Raw genomic sequence first — 18,044 nt, forward strand, 5'->3', positions numbered from 1 at the left:
CTATTTTCTGACTAATTCCGGAGGCGGTACGATGGCAAACACATGGCAAGCAGGGCGGCGCATTGGAGTGGGATTGGCCTTGGCGGCGGCCGTACTGGCCTTGCCTGCGCACGCTCAGGAAGAGAAAGTCCTGAACATCTATAACTGGTCCGACTATATCGGCGACGATACGATCAAGAATTTTGAGAAGGAAACGGGCATCAAGGTACGCTACGACGTTTTCGACAATAACGAAATCCTCAATGCGAAACTGGTGGCTGGCAAGTCCGGCTACGACATCGTCGTGCCGACGGCCCAGTGGGCGCGCTTGCAGATCGATGCGGGCCTGCTGCGTAAACTCGACAAGAGCAAGCTGACGAACCTGGGCAACCTCGACCCGAACCTGCAGGCCAAGCTGTCGAAGATCGACCCGAACAACGATTACCTGGTCGACTGGCTGTGGGGCTACACGACGGTGGGCATCAACGTCAACAAGGTCAAGGCCGCGCTGGGCGGCATGCCCATGCCCGACAACGCTTGGGAACTGATCTTCGACCCGAAATATGCAGCCAAGCTGAAATCGTGCGGCGTATCCTTCCTCGACTCGCCGTCGGAAGTGCTGCCGGCCGCCCTGCAATACCTGGGCAAGCCCGCGTACTCGAAAACGGCCGCCGATTACCAGGAGGCGGGCAAGGTGCTGCAGGCGATCCGTCCCTACGTGACCCTGTTCAGCTCCTCAGGCTACATCAATGACATGGCCAACGGCTCCGTCTGCGTGGCGCTGGGGTGGTCGGGCGACATCAATATCGCGCGCCAGCGCGCCATCGATGCGAAGAACGGCAACGTGATCCAGGTGCTGGTGCCGAAGACGGCCGCCTTGATGTTCGACACCATGGCCATCCCGGCCGACGCGCCGCACCCGAACAATGCGCACCTGTTCATCAACTATATTTTACGCCCGCAAGTGCATGCCAGCCTGAGCAACAAGGTGTTTTATGCGAATCCGAATCTGGCCAGCATCAAATATGTGCGCAAGGACATCGGCGAGAACAAGGCCATCTTCCTGTCGGACGCCGACAAGCAGCGCATGGCGGCGCCTGAAGCGACCACGGCCGATATCCGCCGCTTGATGACGCGCATCTATACGAAGTTCAAAACGGGAGTGTAAGACGGGAGTATAAAAACGATGATGGCGCGAGGGACGGGCCTGTTTGGCCGTCGCTGGCGCCATGCGATAGTGCCGAGGTGAGCGCTACTCGTGATAGCGGTCCATCAGCTTATGGTGGCTGCCGCGCATTTCTTCGACCAGTTCAAAGGCGACAAAGCCGATGATGGCGGCGAAGATGGCGATGAAGAGAAAAACGAGGAAGGTGATTAACATGGTCTTTCAGCCGCCGTTGGACGGCTGTCCGCTGGGTTGCTCAATGTGCGGGAGCAGGGCTCTTGCACGTAGTTGATGCAATTAAACTCTAGCAGATCGGCAGCGCTTTACAAGGCTGCTGAGTTGCGAACGCCACTAGTATTTGTCCCAGCGCACTTTTTGCGCATTTCCCCGTTTCGCCCCCTTATTTCACGACCCTTACTTCACCACCAGGTCATGCGCCATCACCGCCTTCAAATAGATGCTGACGGGGTCGCCTGGCTCGCGCTGTGAAAACCACCAGGCGCTGGCCTTGCGCATTTCCCATTCCTGTTCTTCGCCCGTCAGCAGCAGGGCGGCCGCCTGGCCCAGGGTGGGCTGGTGGCCGACGATGAGCACGGTTTCCTTGCCGCTGGGCCAGTTGGCCGCCTTGAGGATGTCTTCCGCCTCGGCGCCGGGCGCCAGTTCCGGCATCAGCTTGAACTTGCGCCCCAGCGCCTCCGCCGTTTGCAGGGTGCGCAGGGCGGGGCTGACGAGGATGCGGCAATTTTCCGGTAGTTGCGAGGCCAGCCATTCCCCCATGCGGCGCGCCTGTTTCTGGCCTTTGACGGTCAGGGCGCGTTCGAGGTCGGGGACGCCCGGCTCGGCTTCTGCGTGTCGCCACAAGATGAGATCCATGCTGTACTCCTCTGTGTAGAATTGCCTATTCGCCGACCTCCGCGCCCGGCGTGCCCAGTGTGTGCATCAGGTATTGCTGGGCGCTGAACGGCGTTTGCTTGCCGCGCGGCTTGCGGCGCGCGTAATGACCGGTCGGCTCCAGTTCCCATGCATTTGTATTATCCTTCAAATACGGATTCAAGCCCTCGGCGATCACGCGCCGTTTCAGCGCCCGGTCAAGCACGGGGAACGCCACTTCCACACGGCGGAACAGGTTGCGGCTCATCCAGTCGGCGCTGGCCAGGTAGACATCGTGCGCCAGGTCGTTGCGGAAGTAATAGATGCGGCTGTGTTCGAGGAAACGGCCGATCACGGAGCGCACCTTGATGTTTTCCGACAGGCCAGGCACGCCCGGCTTCAGGGTGCAGGCGCCACGCACGATCAGGTCGATCTTCACGCCATCGGTCGAGGCCGCATACAGGGCGCGGATCACGGATTCGTCGACGAGCGCGTTGACTTTCACGATGATGCGCCCGCGCCGGCCCGAACGGGCGATCTTCGCCTCGTTGCGGATGGCCTTGATGATCTCGCTTTGCAGGCCGAACGGCGCCAGCCACAAATGATTCAGGTTGTGCGGCTTGGTCAGGCTCGTCAGGTGGATGAAGACTTCATTGACTTCGACGGCCAGGTCCTGGTTGGCCGTCAGCAAACCGAAGTCCGTGTACAGTTTGGTCGTCGTCGGGTGATAGTTGCCGGTGCCCAAGTGGGCGTAGAAGCGCAGCGCGCCTTCTTCGCGGCGGATGACGAGCGCCACCTTGGCATGGGTTTTCAATCCCACGACGCCGTACACGACCTGTGCGCCCGCCTGTTCCAGCTTGTCGGCCCAGTTGATATTGGCTTCTTCGTCGAAACGCGCCATCAATTCCACGATGACGGTCACTTCCTTGCCCAACTTCGCCGCCGTGATCAGCGACTCCATCAGGTCCGAGTTCATGCCCGTGCGGTAGATCGTCTGCTTGATGGCGACGACGGACGGGTCATAGGCGGCGCTGCGGATGAAGTCGATCACCGTTTGGAACGACTGGTAGGGATGGTGCAGCAGGATGTCGTGCTTGCTCAGCGCGGCAAAGATGTCGTTGCCGATGACTTTGTGCGCGAGGCCGGGGAAGAACGGCGGGAAGCGCAGCTCGGGCTGCTTGACGTGGTCGATCATTTCCGACAGGCGCACGAGGTTCACGGGGCCGTTGACACGGTACAGCCGGCTTTGATCCAGGCTGAACTGGTCGAGCAGGAATTGCGACAATTCTGGCGGGCAATTGCGCGCCACTTCCAGGCGCACGGAAGTGCCGAACTGGCGGCCGACCAGCTCGCCCTTCAGGGCCTGGCGCAGATTCTTGACTTCGTCCTCGTCCACCCACAGGTCGCTGTCGCGCGTGACGCGGAATTGCGAATAGGCAATCACTTCGCGCCCGGCGAACAGGTCGGAAATGTGCGCATGGATGACGGACGACAATAAACAGAAGGACACGCCATCGCCGGAAATCTCGTCGGGCAGTTTGATGACACGCGGCAAGACGCGGGGCGCCTTGACGATGGCGATCGCCGTGCCGCGGCCGAACGCATCCTTGCCGCTCAGTGACACGATGAAGTTGAGACTTTTATTGACTACCTGCGGGAACGGGTGGGCCGGGTCAAGGCCGATGGGCGTCAGCAGGGGGCGCACTTCGCGGTCGAAATACTGCTTGACCCAGGCGCGCTGCGCCTCGTTGCGGTCGCTGTCGCGCAGCAAATGCACGCCCGCTTCGCGCAGGGCCGGCAAGACTTCGCTATTTAATATCTCGTACTGGCGCTCCACCAGCGCATGGCATTCCTTGCCGATGCGCTCCAGGTTGGCCGCCAGGGCAGGGTGGCCGGCCAGCGAACCGCCGATGCTGCCGGCCGCCAGCAGGCTGGCCACGCGCACTTCGAAGAACTCATCCATATTGCTGCTGACGATGCACAGGTAGCGCAGGCGCTCGAGCAGCGGGATGTTCGGGTCTTCCGCCTGGGCCATCACGCGCCGGTTGAAAGTCAGTTGCGACAGCTCGCGGTCAAGCAGGATGCCCGATTTGGTCACTTCCGTGTGCAGTTCAGGTTTCATATTCTTTTGTCTTTGCAGATAGTTAATTCTAGCCGTATTTCATCATGTATGACGCGTTGTGAGTGTAATCATGAAATATGACGTAAGCGTGACATAAGCTGTCATAAAGCGTCCTCGGTCCTGTCATTTTTCGCGCCGAAAATGGCAATTCCCCGGGCGTAGGCAATTATTTCAGGATTTTTTAGCCATGTCATAAAGCTGTCATATTCGCTTGCTAGACTGCGCAGCATTCAACCGGGACTTTGAGCCCTAACAACCCTGAGGACTTGATATGCAAATGAAGCAAATGTTCAAATTTATCGTCGTGGGTGCTTCGGCAGCGATGGCATTTTCTTCCGCTTCCGTCATGGCGGCAGATATGACAGGTGCTGGTGCAACCTTCCCGTACCCGATCTACGCCAAGTGGGCCGAGACGTACAAAGCCAACACGGGCAACGGCCTGAACTACCAGTCCGTCGGTTCCGGCGCCGGCATCAAGCAAATCAAGGCCAAGACTGTTGAATTCGGCGCTTCGGACATGCCTTTGAAGGCGGAAGAGCTGGAAGAAGCGGGCCTGATGCAGTTCCCGGCCATCATGGGCGGCGTGGTTACCATCGTCAACCTGGACGGCGTCACCCCAGGCCAGCTGAAAATGACGGGTAAAGTCGTTGCCGACATCTACCTGGGCAAGATCACCAAGTGGAGCGCGCCTGAAATCGCCGCCCTGAACAGTGGCGTCAAGCTGCCGGACACGGAAATCACCGTGGTGCACCGCGCCGACGGTTCGGGTACGTCCTTCCTGTTCACCGACTTCCTGTCGAAAACCAACCCGGAATTCAAATCGAAAATCGGCGCTGGCTCGGCTGTGAAATGGGCCGTGGGCGTGGGCGGCAAGGGTAACGAAGGCGTCGCCGCCAACGTGCAGCGTATCAAGGGTTCGATCGGCTACGTCGAGTGGGCTTACGCCAAGAAAAACAAGATGTCGCACACCCAGCTGCAAAACAAGGACGGCAACTTCCTGCAGCCTGACGACGAAAACTTCAAGGCAGCAGCCGCTTCGGCACCTTGGACGCAAACCCCAGGCTTCGGCGTGGTCCTGACCGACCAGGCTGGCAAGAACAGCTGGCCTATCACGGGCGTGTCGTTCATCCTGATGCACAAAGTCCAGGCTGACGCAGCCAAGGCCAAAGAAGTCCTGAAATTCTTCGACTGGGCCTACAAGAACGGTGGCGCCGCTGCCGTTGAACTGGACTACGTGCCGATGCCGGCATCGGTCGTGAAACTGGTGCAGGAATCGTGGAAAGCCAATCTGAAAGATGCTTCCGGCAAGTCGATCTACTAATCGCATAGCCTGAGTCATTCATCCTTGCCCCGTCAGCAACACGGCGGGGCAGGGAGTTAGCCAGGACCGCCCGCAAGCCCTTGCAGGCGTTCCCGGCTAAAAGAGCACGATAAAAATAGCAGTACCTGCAGTACCACCCATATGGCACACTATGAGCGCACAATCTACCTCCTCCACGATCCCCATGCCAGGCGGCACCATGACCGATTCCATCAGTCACGCGCAAATGCTTTCCACCATGCGCAAGCAGCGCTTCCAGGATTTCATGTTCCACAAGGTGACGATGCTGTTCGCCCTGTCGGTGCTGATCGTCCTGGTCGGCATCATCATTTCGCTGATCATGGAATCGATACCGGCCTTCAAGACCTTCGGCCTGCATTTCATCGTGTCCGCGGAATGGGACCCCGTCAATGACCAGTACGGCGCCCTGATCCCCATCATCGGCACCCTGGTGACGTCGATCATCGCCTTGCTGATCGCCTTTCCCGTCAGCTTCGGCATCGCCCTGTTCCTCACGGAAATCTGCCCGGCCTGGCTGCGCCGCCCGCTGGGCACGGCTGTCGAGCTGCTGGCCGGCGTGCCATCGATCATCTACGGCATCTGGGGCCTGTTCGTGTTTGCGCCCCTGTTTGCCGACCACGTCCAGCCCATCCTGAAAGCTACCCTCGGCAACGTGCCCGTCATCGGCCAGCTGTTCAGCGGCCCGATGATGGGCATCGGCCTGCTGACGGCCGGCCTGGTGCTGGCCATCATGATCATCCCCTTCATCGCTTCCGTGATGCGCGACGTGTTCGAGATCGTTCCTGCCGTGCTGAAGGAATCCGCATACGGCCTGGGCTGCACGCGCTGGGAAGTGGTGCGCAAGATTGTCTTGCCATACACCAAGACCGGCGTCGTCGGCGGCGTCATGCTGGGCCTGGGCCGCGCGCTGGGCGAAACCATGGCCGTGACCTTCGTCATCGGCAACGCGAATAAACTGTCGTGGTCGCTGTTTGCCGCCGGTAACAGCATCACCTCCCTGCTGGCGAACGAATTCGGCGAAGCGCAATCGGCGCTGCACGTATCCTCGCTGTTCTCGCTGGCCCTGATCCTGTTCGTCATCACCTTTATCGTCTTATCCGCCGCCAAGCTGATGCTGGCTGGCATGTCCCGCAAGGAAGGCACGAAATGAGCCAAGTAAGCACTCTCGACGCTCCGGCCAAGCCGGCCATGAACCCCGTGTACCGCAAGCGTTTGCTGATGCACCGTGTCGGCATCGCCCTGTCGGTGGCCGCCATGGCCCTGGGCCTGGCCGTGCTCGTGTGGATTCTGTTCACCTTGGTGATCAAGGGTTTCGGCGCACTGTCCATCGACCTGTTCACGCAAACGACGCCGGCTCCCGGCAGCGAAGGCGGCGGCTTGATCAATGCCATCGTCGGCAGCGCGCTGATGGTGGGCCTGGCGACTGTCGTCAGCACCCCGATCGGCATCCTGGCCGGCATTTACCTGGCCGAATACGGCGAAGAAAACAAGCTGGCGCAAGTGACGCGTTTTGTGACGGACATCATGCTGTCGGCGCCATCGATCGTTATCGGCCTGTTCGTGTATGCGCTGTACGTGGCGCATGTGAAACATTTCTCCGGTTACGCGGGCGCCATCGCGCTGTCGCTGATCGCCGTGCCCGTGGTCGTGCGCACGACGGACAATATGCTGCGTCTGGTACCGAACAGCCTGCTGGAAGCCGCGTTTGCCCTCGGTGCGCCGCGCTGGAAAGTCGCCACCCTCGTGCGCTTGCGCGCCGTGAAAGCTGGCGTAATCACCGGCGTACTGCTGGCATTGGCCCGCATCGCCGGCGAAACGGCGCCGCTGCTGTTCACGGCCCTGAATAACCAGTTCCAAAGCTTCAACATGAATGCGCCGATGGCCAACTTGCCGTCCGTCATCGCATCGTTTGCGATGAGCCCGTACGACAACTGGCGCTCGCTGGCCTGGGGCGGCGCACTGCTGATCACCTTCAGCGTGCTGGCCTTGAATATCCTGTCGCGCACCGTGTTCAGCCAAAAAGTCCCTAATTAAACAGATACCGAGCGAAGCGAACCCATATGAATACGCAAATGAATCCAGCACAAGACCTGGCACCAAAGAAAAAAACCATCGAGATTTCGGGCCTGAACTTTTTTTACGGCAAAACGCAAAGCTTGCATAACGTCAACCTGGACATCCACGAGAAGAAGGTCACGGCCTTCATCGGCCCGTCCGGTTGCGGCAAGTCGACCCTGCTGCGTACGCTGAACCGCATGTACGACCTGTATCCGGGCCAGCGCGCGGAAGGCTCGATCCTGTACCGCGGCCGCAACGTGCTCGACGCGGACCAGGACGTCAACATGTTGCGCGCCAAGGTCGGCATGGTGTTCCAGAAGCCGACACCGTTCCCCATGTCCGTCTACGACAACATCGCCTTCGGCGTGCGCCTGTATGAAGACCTGTCGAAGGGCGAGATGGACGAGCGCGTCGAGTGGGCCCTGAAAAAGGCCGCGCTGTGGGGCGAAGTCAAGGACAAGCTGACCAAGAGCGGCCTGTCGCTGTCGGGCGGTCAGCAGCAGCGTTTGTGCATCGCGCGCGGCGTGGCCGTCAAGCCTGACGTCTTGCTGCTCGATGAGCCGACCTCGGCGCTGGACCCGATCTCGACCTCGAAGGTGGAAGAACTGATCAGCGAACTGAAACAGGATTACACGATCGCCATCGTGACGCACAATATGCAGCAGGCGGCGCGCTGCTCCGACTACACGGCCTATATGTATCTGGGCGAGCTGGTGGAATTCGGCGAAACGGACCAGATCTTCATGAATCCGGCCCGCAAGGAAACGCAGGATTACATCACGGGCCGCTTCGGCTGATCCGCCCCGCGCATACACAACAACTGAATACGGAGAGACAGCATGATAGGCGAACATTCATCCAAGCAATACGACAACGAACTCGAAGCGATCCGCTCGAAAGTGCTGCTGATGGGCGGCATCGTTGAAACCCAGTTCCTCGACGCGATGACGTGTTTCCGCATCGGCAATGCCGAGCGCGCGGATCGCGTGATGCGCGAAGACGACGTCGTCAACCAGCTCGAAGTGTCGCTCGACGACGCGTGCAGCCACTTGATCGTGCGCCGCCAGCCGGCCGCCAACGACTTGCGCACCATCATGGCCACCATCAAGGTGATTACCGACCTCGAGCGCGTAGGCGACGAGGCGACCAAAATCGCCCGCGTGGCGAAGAATCTGCACAAGCGCGGCAACGGCGTCGTCAATCACTACGAGATGGTGCGCGGCATTGCCAATACGGCCACCGACATGCTGCACGACGCGCTCGACGCATTCGCGCGCAACGATGGCAAACAGGCATTACAATTAATTGCGCAAGACGCCATCATCGACCATGAGTTTCGGTCTATCATGCGCAACCTGATTACCTTTATGATGGAAGACCCGCGCACGATTTCGGCGGCGCTCGATACCCTGTGGGTGGCCAAGGCCATCGAACGGATCGGCGACCATGCGAAAAACATCGCCGAATACGTGATTTACGTGGTTGAAGGCAAGGACATCCGCCACACCAAGGTGGCTGCTCCCGCCATTTCCGAGGAGCTCCCTGAGTAAGCTTTATGGCATCTGATAAAACCACGGTATTGATTGTTGAAGATGAGCCGGCCATCGTTGAACTGGTGACCTATTCGTTGCGCGAATCCGGCTGGAATTGCTGTTCCGTACAAAACGTCGCCGATGCCTGGGAATTCATCCAGCATCGCACGCCGCACCTGATCCTGCTGGACTGGATGTTGCCGGATCAAACAGGCTTGCGCCTGCTGTCGCGTATCCGCGCCGACCGCAATTTCGCCGCCATCCCCGTCATCATGCTCACCGCCAAGAGCATGGAAGAAGACAAGCTGGCCGGCCTGAACAGCGGGGCCGACGATTACGTCACCAAGCCGTTCTCGCCGCGCGAGCTGCTGGCCCGCGCCAAGGCTCTTTTGCGACGCAAGAGTCCGGAACACGCGCAGGCGCCCATGCGCGCCGGCAACGTGGCGCTGGACCCCGTCAGCTGCACCGTGATGATGGATGAACAGAAGATCGATATCGGCCACGCCGAATACAAGCTGCTGAAATTCCTGCTGGCCCATCCGGAGCGCGTGTTTTCGCGCAGCCAGCTGCTCGACAAGGTGTGGGGCGACCATGTGGTGATCGAGGAACGCACGGTCGATGTCCACGTATTGCGCTTGCGCAAAGCCTTGAAAGAGGCGGAAAGCCTGATCAAGACGGTGCGCAGCGTCGGCTACATGTTGTCTGAAAAGTAAAGCTTGACTCTATGAATCCGAAATTGCTGTTCTGGGTACCGGCCGCCTTGCGCATGGTGCTGGCGCTGCTGGGCGTGGCCGTCGTCTGGTATCTGTTTGGCGCCACGTATGCGCTGGGCATCGCCTTCGTGCTGATGGCCATGATGGTGTTCGTGCAGCTGTCATATCTGTTCCAGCTGAGTAACTGGCTGGACAATCCGCAAAGCGCCAAGCTGCCCGACGGCTGGGGCGCCTGGACCAGCATTTTCGCGCGCCTGTACCGCATGCGCCGCGACGACGAGAAAAACCAGGCCGAGCTGACGGAATGGCTGGCGCGTTTCCGCCAGGCCATGCACCTGCTGCCCGACGGCGTCGTCATCATGGACGACGTGCTGTTCCTCGAATGGTGCAACCCGGCCGCCGAGAAACACCTGGGTCTCACGCACGAGCGCGACAAGGGCATGCGCGTGACGAATTTGATCCGCAGTCCCGAGTTCATGGATTACATCATCCTGGGCCGCTACGACCAGCCGCTGACGATCACCTTCCGCAACCGCAAGCTGATCGTGCAGATCATTCCATTCGAGAACCGCCGCCAGATCCTCGTCACGCACGATGTGACGGAGACGGAACGCATCGAAATGATGCGCCGCGACTTCATCGCCAACGCCTCGCACGAACTGCGCACGCCACTCACCGTCATCGTCGGCTTCCTGGAAATCGCTTCCGCCGAGCTGGATCTGGACGCCACCACGCGCGCCTCCCACCTCAAGCTGATGACGGAGCAGGGCCACCGCATGCAGCATCTGATCGAGGACATGCTGACCCTGTCGCGCCTGGAATCGGTCGATTATCCGCTGCGCCCCGAGCCCGTGGATATCAAGAAACTGATGCAGCAAGTCTTGCGCGACGCCAAGGGCTTGTCAGCCGGCAAGCATGAAGTGACCATGGAATGCGACGGCCCCGACGTGCTGGGCAGCTATGACGAGCTGTACAGCGCCTTCGGCAACCTGGCGTCGAACGCCGTGCGCTACACGCCGGCCGGCGGTACCATCACCTTGCGCTGGCAGGATGGCCCGGCGGGACCGCAATTCATCGCGCAAGATACGGGCATCGGCATCAGCCAGGAACATATTTCGCGCCTGACGGAACGTTTCTACCGCGTCGACAAGAGCCGCTCGCGCGAAACCCAGGGTACGGGCCTGGGCCTGGCCATCGTCAAGCACGTGCTGCTGCGCCATGGCGGTACGCTGGCCATCCAGTCCGTGGCCGACAAGGGCAGCAGCTTCATCGTCAGCATGCCCAAGTCCGTCGTCACGCCGCTGCAGGGCGAGTTGCTGGTCAAGTAAGCGAGGGAAGGGGAGGACTTCTTCCCTGTTTCCTCTGCGACTAGTGCAAGGTTGGCATAAGTCGTTACAATCAGGCCATGACTTTAATCAACACCTCTTTTCGCCACGCCGGCGCGCAACAACTGGCCCAGTCGCTGCAGGCTGCGCGCCACGCTACTTTATCGCTGTTCGACTGTTACGTTACTGCCGGCCTGGACGTGGTGGCCGGCATGCCCCGTCATCCGCGCCTCAATCCGCCCTTGTGGCAACTCGCACAGATCGCCTGGTTTGCCGAATGGTACATCCTGCGCGAAGCCGCTTCCAGCCATCCGGCCGACGCCATTTATAACTCGCTACTGACGCGCGGCGACGACTTGTTCGACGCCAACATGGTGGAGCACCGTACGCGCTGGAAGCTGGAATTGCCCAGTCCGGGCGCCGTGAAGACGTATTGCCGCGAAGTGCTCGACCGGGTGCTCGATAAACTGTCGCGCGAAGCCAATGTCGACAGCGCCCTGGCGCCGTACCGTCTGGCCTTGGTGCACGAAGACTTGTGTGGCGAGGAAATGCTGGCCGGCCTGCAATGGCTGGGCCTGGAAGCACCGGAATCGCTTGCTGCCAGCCCGGCCTTGCCGCCAGGCGCGGGCGAGATTGCTTTTCCAGGTGGCACCATCGAACTGGGCTCGCCGCGCGGGGCCGGGTTTGCCTTCGACAATGAATCGCCGCCTTATGCCTGCTACGTGCCGCCGTTTTCCATCGATGCCTGCGCCGTCTCGAACGCCCAGTTTGCCGATTTTGTCGCCGACGGCGGCTACCAGAACCGCCAGTTCTGGAGCGCGGCCGGCAGCGCCTGGCTGATGCAGCAGGAGCGCTCGTCGCCCCTGTACTGGCTGCGCGAAGCAACACAATGGCGTACCATGCGCTTCGGCCAGCGCACGACCTTGCCGCCGAACGAGGCCGTGCGCCACATCAACCTGTATGAAGCGCAGGCGTACTGCGCCTGGGCGGGGCGCCGCCTGGCGACCGAGGCGGAATGGGAGTATGCTGCGCTGTCCGGCCACCCGCGCTTTCACTGGGGCCAGGTGTGGGAGTGGACGGCGACGCCGTTCGAACAGTATCCGGGCTTTGCGGTCGATGCCTGGCGCGAATATTCGGCGCCGTATTTCATGCAGCACCAGGTGCTGCGCGGCGCCGCCTTCGCCACGCCGCCGCGCCTGCATTCGCCCCGCATGCGCGCTTTCCACGCGCCCGAACGGGGCGACGTCTTTGCCGGCCTGCGCACTTGCGCCTGGTAACGGCGCAGAGAGTAGCAACCATTTCAGGAATTCTTTTGAGTACAGATAACGCCCCGCAGTTCATTCCCAAACGCATCACGCCCACGCCGGAGCAGGTCGCCATCCAGACGGCGCAAAAGAAGGTGGTCTTGATCGACGCCAATGCCGGCGCGGCCAAGACGACGACCCTGGCCCTGCGCCTGGCCGAAGCGCTACACCGGGGACGTGCGCCCGAACGCATGCTGGCCCTCGTCTTCACGGAAGCGGCGCGCGTGGCCCTGCGCCAGCGCCTGCTGGAGGTGGGTGTGCCGCTCGGTGTCGTCAAGCGCTTGACGGTCGACACCTTCGACGCCTTTGCCGCCAAGGTGCTGTTGCAGCTGGAAAACATGCAAGTGGCAGCCATGCGCAGTGATGAAGAGCTGCGCCCGATTGCCTGGGAAGCGCTGGAAGTCGTGTCGGAAAAATATGCTCACCGCTATCCGCTGGAAATCAACACGACGAACGGGGCCATCGCCGAATTCTTGAAATTGCAGCTGCGCACCAAGGCGCGCCTCGATTTCCAGAATCCCGACTTCGAAAGCAATTCCCTGGACGACAACCTGGAGCTGCTGGGCATGTCGCGCACGCATTACCTGTGGCTGCGCGAATACGAGGGCTTGCGCGGCGCCGACACGGGCGACATCCAGTTCCGCGCGCCGTTCGACGCCACCTACGACCTCGTGCGCATGCTCGACGGCGACGAGCCGCTGCGCCAGCAACTGCCGGCTTTCCAGATCATCGTGGCCGATGAATTGCACGATTTGAATGAAGCGTCGTTCCGCCTGTTGACCATGCTGATACGCCGCGGCAACGCGTTTTTCTGCGGCGCCGGCGACAAGGATCAAGTGATTTACACGTGGTCGGGCGCCGACCACCGCTTCCTGCGCCAGCGCTTCGAGCAGGAATTCCCCACCTTGCAGCGCTTGCCATTGACGGCATCCTACCGCTACGGCCCGCAATTGGCGCAGGCCGTGGGCGTGCTGAAAAACAAGGTCAGCGTGTCGGCTCTCACGCGCGCCACCCACATCGAGCTGCTCGAATATGACCACGCGCAGCCGCAGGCGTGCAGCGCCCAGCTGATCGCCGCGCTCGAACACGCGCATGCGGGCACGACGGCCATTTTGCTGCGCGACCGCGACCAGGCCATCCGCGTGGAAACGGCGCTGTTCCAGAGCGGCATCGCGTATGGGCTGGTGGATATGAACAGCTATCTGCTGAGCCTGGAAGTACTTATGCTGCGCGGCATGGTCGCCATCGCCCGCAAGGATTTGCACGCGATCAAGAGCGGCCCGCGCCGCGGCGAAATCCTCGAAGCCCTGGTGGCGTTCGCGGAAATCCCGTTTACACGCGCGGAACTGCAGCAAGCCAAGGCCGACGTGGCCAACTATCCCGACTTGCTGGAAGGCTTCTTGACGAACCAGCTGGCCAAGTCACAGAACCAGGACAAGGCGGCGCTGACCCTGGCCGCCGTCGATTATCTGCGTGCGCTGCCTCCCGATGCGCTGGCGGGCGACGCGCTGCAGCACATCTTTGGCTTGATGCAGCTGGAACAGACGGCGCGCCGCATCTACGTCGATCCGGCCCAGGCGCGGGTTGTCGCCCGCTCCCTGCACGGTTTTATCGCCGTGTGCAGCGAAGCGGGCGTGGCGCTGGGCGGCTTTGCCGGCTGGCTGGGCGAGATGGAAGAGGCCGTGACGGTCTCGACCGGCAAGGCCAAACTGGTCATCGCCTGCATCGACCAGATCAAGGGCCTCGAATACAACCATGTGATCTTGCCCTACCTGGCCGTCGACGAATTCCCGCGCAGCAAGACCGACCCGCTGGAAGAAGAAAACCGTTTCTACGTGGCCGCCACCCGCGCGCGCGACAGGCTCACCTTGCTCACGCCGGAAGACCCTGCTTACCGGAGCCGCTACATCGCCGCCCTGCAGCTGAAACAGAGGATTGTTGCGCCGAAGTCATAGATCTTTTGCCGCGTGGCCGCTTTTTGCGAAAGACGAAAGCGGGCATACTGGACTGGTGTGATTGAAAGCAATCTAACCAGACAGGAGTGAAGCATGAAGATTTTCTTGACAGGCGCGGCAGGTTTCATCGGCAGTTCCATCGCGGCGGGCCTCGTGCGCGCCGGCCACCAGGTGACGGGCCTCGTACGCAAGCCAGAGCAGGTGGCCGAGCTGGCCAAGGTCGGTGTGTTGGGCGTGCACGGCGATTTGAACGACCGCGCATTGCTCATCGAACAGGCGAAGGCGGCGGACGCCGTCATCAATGCGGCCAGCAGCGACCACCGGGGCGCCGTCGAGGCGATCCTTGAAGCGCTGGCCGGCACCAACAAAGTGTTTCTGCACACGAGCGGCTCGTCCATCGTGGGCGATGCGTCGGGCGGCGAGGGCACGGAACAGATTTATTTTGAAGACAAGCTGCCGGCGCCGACGGCCGACAAGGCGGCCCGGGTCGCCATCGATGATCTGGTACTGGCCAGCGCAGGCCAGGGCGTGCGCGCGAGCGTGCTGTGCAACACTTTGATCTACGGCCATGGCGCCTTGCCGCGCGACAGCGTGCAGCTGCCCCGCTTATTGAAACAGGCGCGCAAGAGCGGCATCGTGCGCCATGTGGGTCCGGGCCGCAATAGTTGGTCCAACGTGCACATCGACGACGTCGTCAGCCTGTATTTGCTGGCGCTGGAAAAGTCGCCCGCCGGCACCTTTTACTTCGTCGAATCGGGCGAAGCGGCTTTCCGCGACATGACGGCCGCCATCGCCACCGCACTGGACCTGGGTTCCGCGCAGGACTGGCCGTTGCCCGAGGCCATTGCCGAATGGGGCTACGAGATGGCTTCCTACGGCCTCGGTTCCAACAGCCGCGTGCGCGGCGAGCGGGCACGCAAGCTGCTGGGCTGGCAGCCGCAGGGGCCGTCCGTGCTGGCATGGATCGAGAACGATATGCTCAATCCGCCGCACGCCACCGCCGGTTGATGCAGCTCAGCAAAACCGCACCAGTGTGCGCTAGCGAACGGTGCTGTTTTGCGATCGGGAGTATGATTGCTTTGCTTGGTTGAGACGCACTGCCGTGAAGTTGGCGGCATGTTCGATCTTCCAGCAGGTCAGCCGGTCGCCTCAAGGATCGGCACCAGATTTCCGCCGCCGGCGCCGTTTGCGCTCTGCGGCTGTGCACTGCAACTCCAGGTCGCGGTGTGTGCTGCGAACCCCTTCAAGGCCGGCCTAGCCGGTCTTTTTTTTGCCTGTTTTTGGCTGTTGTTTCTGCCGTTGCGCCATTCACCGCCACCTGTCCGCCATTCGCCGAAGCGCTGTTTTCGCGCGCCCGAAATCCGCGTATCTTTACGATCAACCAACTTCAAGGGGTGACCGTGAAACCTGAACCAGCGTATTACCGCCGTACCCAGCTGCTGTGGGGCGTGCTGCTGATCGCCATCGGCGCCATCATCCTGCTGGACCGGCTCGATGTGATCTATCTCCATGACTACTATGCACTATGGCATTATTGGCCAGTGATACTGGCCGTCTTTGGCCTCAACAAGCTGCTCACGCCCGTGTCCGCCAAGCAGGTGCTGAGCGGCCTGTGGCTGATCTTCTTCGCCGCCTGGTGGTATGTGTCGTATGAAGAACTGTGGAACTTGAATTTCTACAATAGCTGGCCCGCCTTGCTGATCGCCTGGGGCGTGGGCCTCGTGCTCGAACCGCTGTTGAACAAACATTTTATTGCCTACCGGGAGTCCGAGCATGAAAAATAGACCGCCGCTGCACTCGCCATCGCAGATCGTGCTGGGCGTCATCGTCATCGGCCTGGGGCTGCTGTTCCTGCTCGATAACCTCGGCTTCATCAATGTGCGCTATACCTTCCGCTTCTGGCCGACCATCCTCATCATTTTCGGCTTGCTGAAAATATCGCAAAGCCATTCCCGCTCCGGCTACATCGTCGGCGGCGTGATGGTCTTGCTGGGCCTGAGCTGGACCTTGAAAGCCATGGGATTGTTCTATATCAACTGGAGCATGCTGTGGCCGCTGCTCATCATTGCCGCCGGCGTGGCCGTCGTGTCGAAATCCCTGCCCGGCGGGCGGCAGCGACAGCGCCGCCGGCACTTTGCCGCGCCGCCCGATGGCAGCGCCGCGCCTGACGCCTTCGGCCAGGCCAGGAATGGCGCCGTATCGCTCGACAAGGAAGCCGCCGATACCACTGCAGCGCCCGGCGCCGGCGGCCAGGCGGACGACGACAGCATCATCGAAGTGACGGCCATCCTGGGCGGCTACGTGCGGCGCGTATCGTCGCAGCGCTTCAGGGGCGGCGATATCAACGTCATCATGGCAGGCTGCGAAATCGATCTGCGCCAAGCCTCGATCGAAGGCGAAGCCGTGCTCAACGTATTTGCCCTGTGCGGCGGCGTCACCATCAAGATTCCGCCCGACTGGAGCGTGGTGCTGCAGGGCACGCCCATCCTTGGCGGCTTCGAAGAAAAGACCATCGTGCCGCCGAACCAGAACAAGCGTTTGTACGTGACGGGCTACGCCATCATGGGCGGCCTGGAAATCCGCAACTAGGCGCGCATGTCCGGACCCTTGTCGAAGCGGCGCGGCGCCGTGGTGGCGTTCCTGGTCTGCATCGCGCTGGGCCTGGCCCTGGCCGCCATCCTGGCCAGGGTGGCGCACGCGCCCTGGCTCAATGCCGTCCTGCTGGTGGCGCCCGCCACTCTCGTGTATGCGATCGGTTCGGGGTTTTCCGCGTTTTATTTGTGCCGCGCCTATCCCTTGCACGCCCGCCATCCGCTCGCCATTGCCGGCGTGATGGGCGTGGCGGCCCTGTTCGCGGGCTTGCTGTGGGCGACCCTGCTGCAATTTTTGAACAGCGTCAGCCAGTTGATGGAGCAGCACTGGCTGGGCGTGAACCTGACGCCATCGCTGCTGGCCCTGTTCTTCGGCCTGGGCGCGCTGCTGTATTGCCTGGCCGCCGCCGTCCATTATCTGCTGCTCGAATTCGTGCGCGCCAGGATGGCCGAGCAGCGGGGCCTGGAAGCGCAGCTGATGGCGCAGGAAGCGCAACTGCGCATGCTGCGCACGCAGATCGATCCGCATTTCCTGTTCAACAGCCTGAACTCCATCAGCGCCCTGACGTCTATCGATGCAGCGGGCGCGCGCCAGATGACGGTGCAGCTGGCCAGTTTCTTTCGCCAGAGCCTGAGCCTGGAAGCGCACAAGCACATCACCGTGCAAGAGGAACTCGTGCTGATCCGCCACTTTCTCGCCATCGAACAAGTGCGTTTCGGCGCGCGCCTGCAGGTGGCGGAAAGCATCGACACTGCCGCGCTGGCGTGTCTGTTGCCGCCCATGCTGATACAGCCGCTCGTGGAAAATGCCGTCAAGCATGGTATCTGCGGCTTGACGGAGGGTGGCCTGATCGCCATCGAGGTCCGGCGCGCGGGCAGCTTGCTGCAGATCGCCGTGCGCAACCCCGTCGATGCGGATCAGGGGCCGGCGCGCGGCAACGGCGTGGGCCTGGAAAATGTGCGCCAGCGCCTGGCCGGTGCGTATGGACACGAAGCGGGCGTGCATTGGGCGCGGCGCGGCGCGGCGTTTGAAGTAACGCTATCGATGCCGGCACAGACCGGCGACACGGAGGAAGCATGATGCAGGC

General features: G+C 61.4%; 18 protein-coding genes. 15 read left to right on the plus strand and 3 right to left on the minus strand.

Annotated elements, in window-relative coordinates:
* The first annotated feature begins 31 nt into the window (after positions 1-31).
* On the plus strand, positions 32-1,147 hold the full coding sequence (locus SKZ59_RS19055; RefSeq protein ID WP_139091292.1) for a polyamine ABC transporter substrate-binding protein: 1,116 nt from the start codon (positions 32-34) through the stop codon (positions 1,145-1,147).
* 84 nt (positions 1,148-1,231) lie between these two features.
* On the opposite strand, the gene SKZ59_RS19060 is transcribed toward SKZ59_RS19055, so the two are convergent.
* The 3 genes from SKZ59_RS19060 to ppk1 form a co-directional block, all read right to left on the minus strand.
* Positions 1,232-1,360: a hypothetical protein gene (locus SKZ59_RS19060; protein WP_256267160.1), complete on the minus strand. Its 129-nt coding sequence runs from the start codon at positions 1,358-1,360 to the stop codon at positions 1,232-1,234.
* Positions 1,361-1,558: 198 nt separating this feature from the next.
* Positions 1,559-2,017, minus strand: coding sequence for a phosphohistidine phosphatase SixA (gene sixA / locus SKZ59_RS19065; RefSeq protein ID WP_319992638.1), 459 nt, complete (start codon positions 2,015-2,017; stop codon positions 1,559-1,561).
* A gap of 25 nt (positions 2,018-2,042) precedes the next feature.
* A complete protein-coding gene (gene ppk1 / locus SKZ59_RS19070; RefSeq protein WP_319992639.1) occupies positions 2,043-4,136 on the minus strand; it encodes a polyphosphate kinase 1 in 2,094 nt (697 codons plus the stop codon).
* Positions 4,137-4,422: 286 nt separating this feature from the next.
* Between ppk1 and pstS the strand changes: the two genes are divergently transcribed.
* From pstS to SKZ59_RS19140, 14 genes are all read left to right on the plus strand, one after another.
* The gene (gene pstS, locus SKZ59_RS19075) at positions 4,423-5,457 is read left to right on the plus strand and encodes a phosphate ABC transporter substrate-binding protein PstS (RefSeq protein ID WP_413774575.1); all 1,035 of its coding nucleotides are present in this window, start codon (positions 4,423-4,425) and stop codon (positions 5,455-5,457) included.
* Between the two features lie 199 nt (positions 5,458-5,656).
* A complete protein-coding gene (gene pstC / locus SKZ59_RS19080) occupies positions 5,657-6,628 on the plus strand; it encodes a phosphate ABC transporter permease subunit PstC (RefSeq protein ID WP_223278949.1) in 972 nt (323 codons plus the stop codon).
* The gene (gene pstA / locus SKZ59_RS19085; RefSeq protein WP_034755067.1) at positions 6,625-7,512 is read left to right on the plus strand and encodes a phosphate ABC transporter permease PstA; all 888 of its coding nucleotides are present in this window, start codon (positions 6,625-6,627) and stop codon (positions 7,510-7,512) included. Before pstC ends, pstA begins: the two co-directional genes overlap by 4 nt.
* A gap of 38 nt (positions 7,513-7,550) precedes the next feature.
* A complete protein-coding gene (pstB, locus tag SKZ59_RS19090) occupies positions 7,551-8,333 on the plus strand; it encodes a phosphate ABC transporter ATP-binding protein PstB (protein ID WP_373631409.1) in 783 nt (260 codons plus the stop codon).
* Between the two features lie 42 nt (positions 8,334-8,375).
* Positions 8,376-9,086 carry a phosphate signaling complex protein PhoU gene (gene phoU / locus SKZ59_RS19095; protein ID WP_034755071.1) on the plus strand — a complete coding sequence of 237 codons (711 nt, stop codon included), beginning with the start codon at positions 8,376-8,378 and terminating at the stop codon, positions 9,084-9,086.
* A 5-nt stretch (positions 9,087-9,091) separates the two neighbouring features.
* Positions 9,092-9,781, plus strand: coding sequence for a response regulator (locus SKZ59_RS19100; protein ID WP_034755074.1), 690 nt, complete (start codon positions 9,092-9,094; stop codon positions 9,779-9,781).
* 11 nt (positions 9,782-9,792) lie between these two features.
* Complete coding sequence (phoR, locus tag SKZ59_RS19105; RefSeq protein ID WP_034755076.1) at positions 9,793-11,109, plus strand: phosphate regulon sensor histidine kinase PhoR; 1,317 nt, start codon at positions 9,793-9,795, stop codon at positions 11,107-11,109.
* Positions 11,110-11,186: 77 nt separating this feature from the next.
* A complete protein-coding gene (gene senA, locus SKZ59_RS19110) occupies positions 11,187-12,383 on the plus strand; it encodes a selenoneine synthase SenA (RefSeq protein WP_319992640.1) in 1,197 nt (398 codons plus the stop codon).
* A gap of 35 nt (positions 12,384-12,418) precedes the next feature.
* Positions 12,419-14,365 carry a UvrD-helicase domain-containing protein gene (locus tag SKZ59_RS19115; protein ID WP_034755079.1) on the plus strand — a complete coding sequence of 649 codons (1,947 nt, stop codon included), beginning with the start codon at positions 12,419-12,421 and terminating at the stop codon, positions 14,363-14,365.
* A 93-nt stretch (positions 14,366-14,458) separates the two neighbouring features.
* Positions 14,459-15,373, plus strand: a complete 915-nt coding sequence (locus SKZ59_RS19120) for an NAD-dependent epimerase/dehydratase family protein (protein WP_319992641.1) — start codon at positions 14,459-14,461, stop codon at positions 15,371-15,373.
* 108 nt (positions 15,374-15,481) lie between these two features.
* Entirely contained in the window at positions 15,482-15,763 is a 282-nt protein-coding gene (locus SKZ59_RS19125; protein ID WP_175560504.1) for a hypothetical protein, read from the plus strand.
* A 2-nt stretch (positions 15,764-15,765) separates the two neighbouring features.
* On the plus strand, positions 15,766-16,149 hold the full coding sequence (locus tag SKZ59_RS19130) for a LiaF transmembrane domain-containing protein (RefSeq protein ID WP_034755139.1): 384 nt from the start codon (positions 15,766-15,768) through the stop codon (positions 16,147-16,149).
* The gene (locus SKZ59_RS19135) at positions 16,139-16,954 is read left to right on the plus strand and encodes a LiaI-LiaF-like domain-containing protein (protein ID WP_319992642.1); all 816 of its coding nucleotides are present in this window, start codon (positions 16,139-16,141) and stop codon (positions 16,952-16,954) included. The genes SKZ59_RS19130 and SKZ59_RS19135 overlap by 11 nt, the downstream gene beginning before the upstream one ends.
* A 6-nt stretch (positions 16,955-16,960) precedes the next feature.
* Complete coding sequence (locus SKZ59_RS19140; RefSeq protein WP_319992643.1) at positions 16,961-18,037, plus strand: sensor histidine kinase; 1,077 nt, start codon at positions 16,961-16,963, stop codon at positions 18,035-18,037.
* Positions 18,038-18,044 lie beyond the last annotated feature (7 nt).

Origin of the sequence: Janthinobacterium sp. GMG2 (assembly GCF_033949445.1) — a bacterium.
Taxonomy (GTDB): domain Bacteria; phylum Pseudomonadota; class Gammaproteobacteria; order Burkholderiales; family Burkholderiaceae_D; genus Janthinobacterium; species Janthinobacterium aestuarii.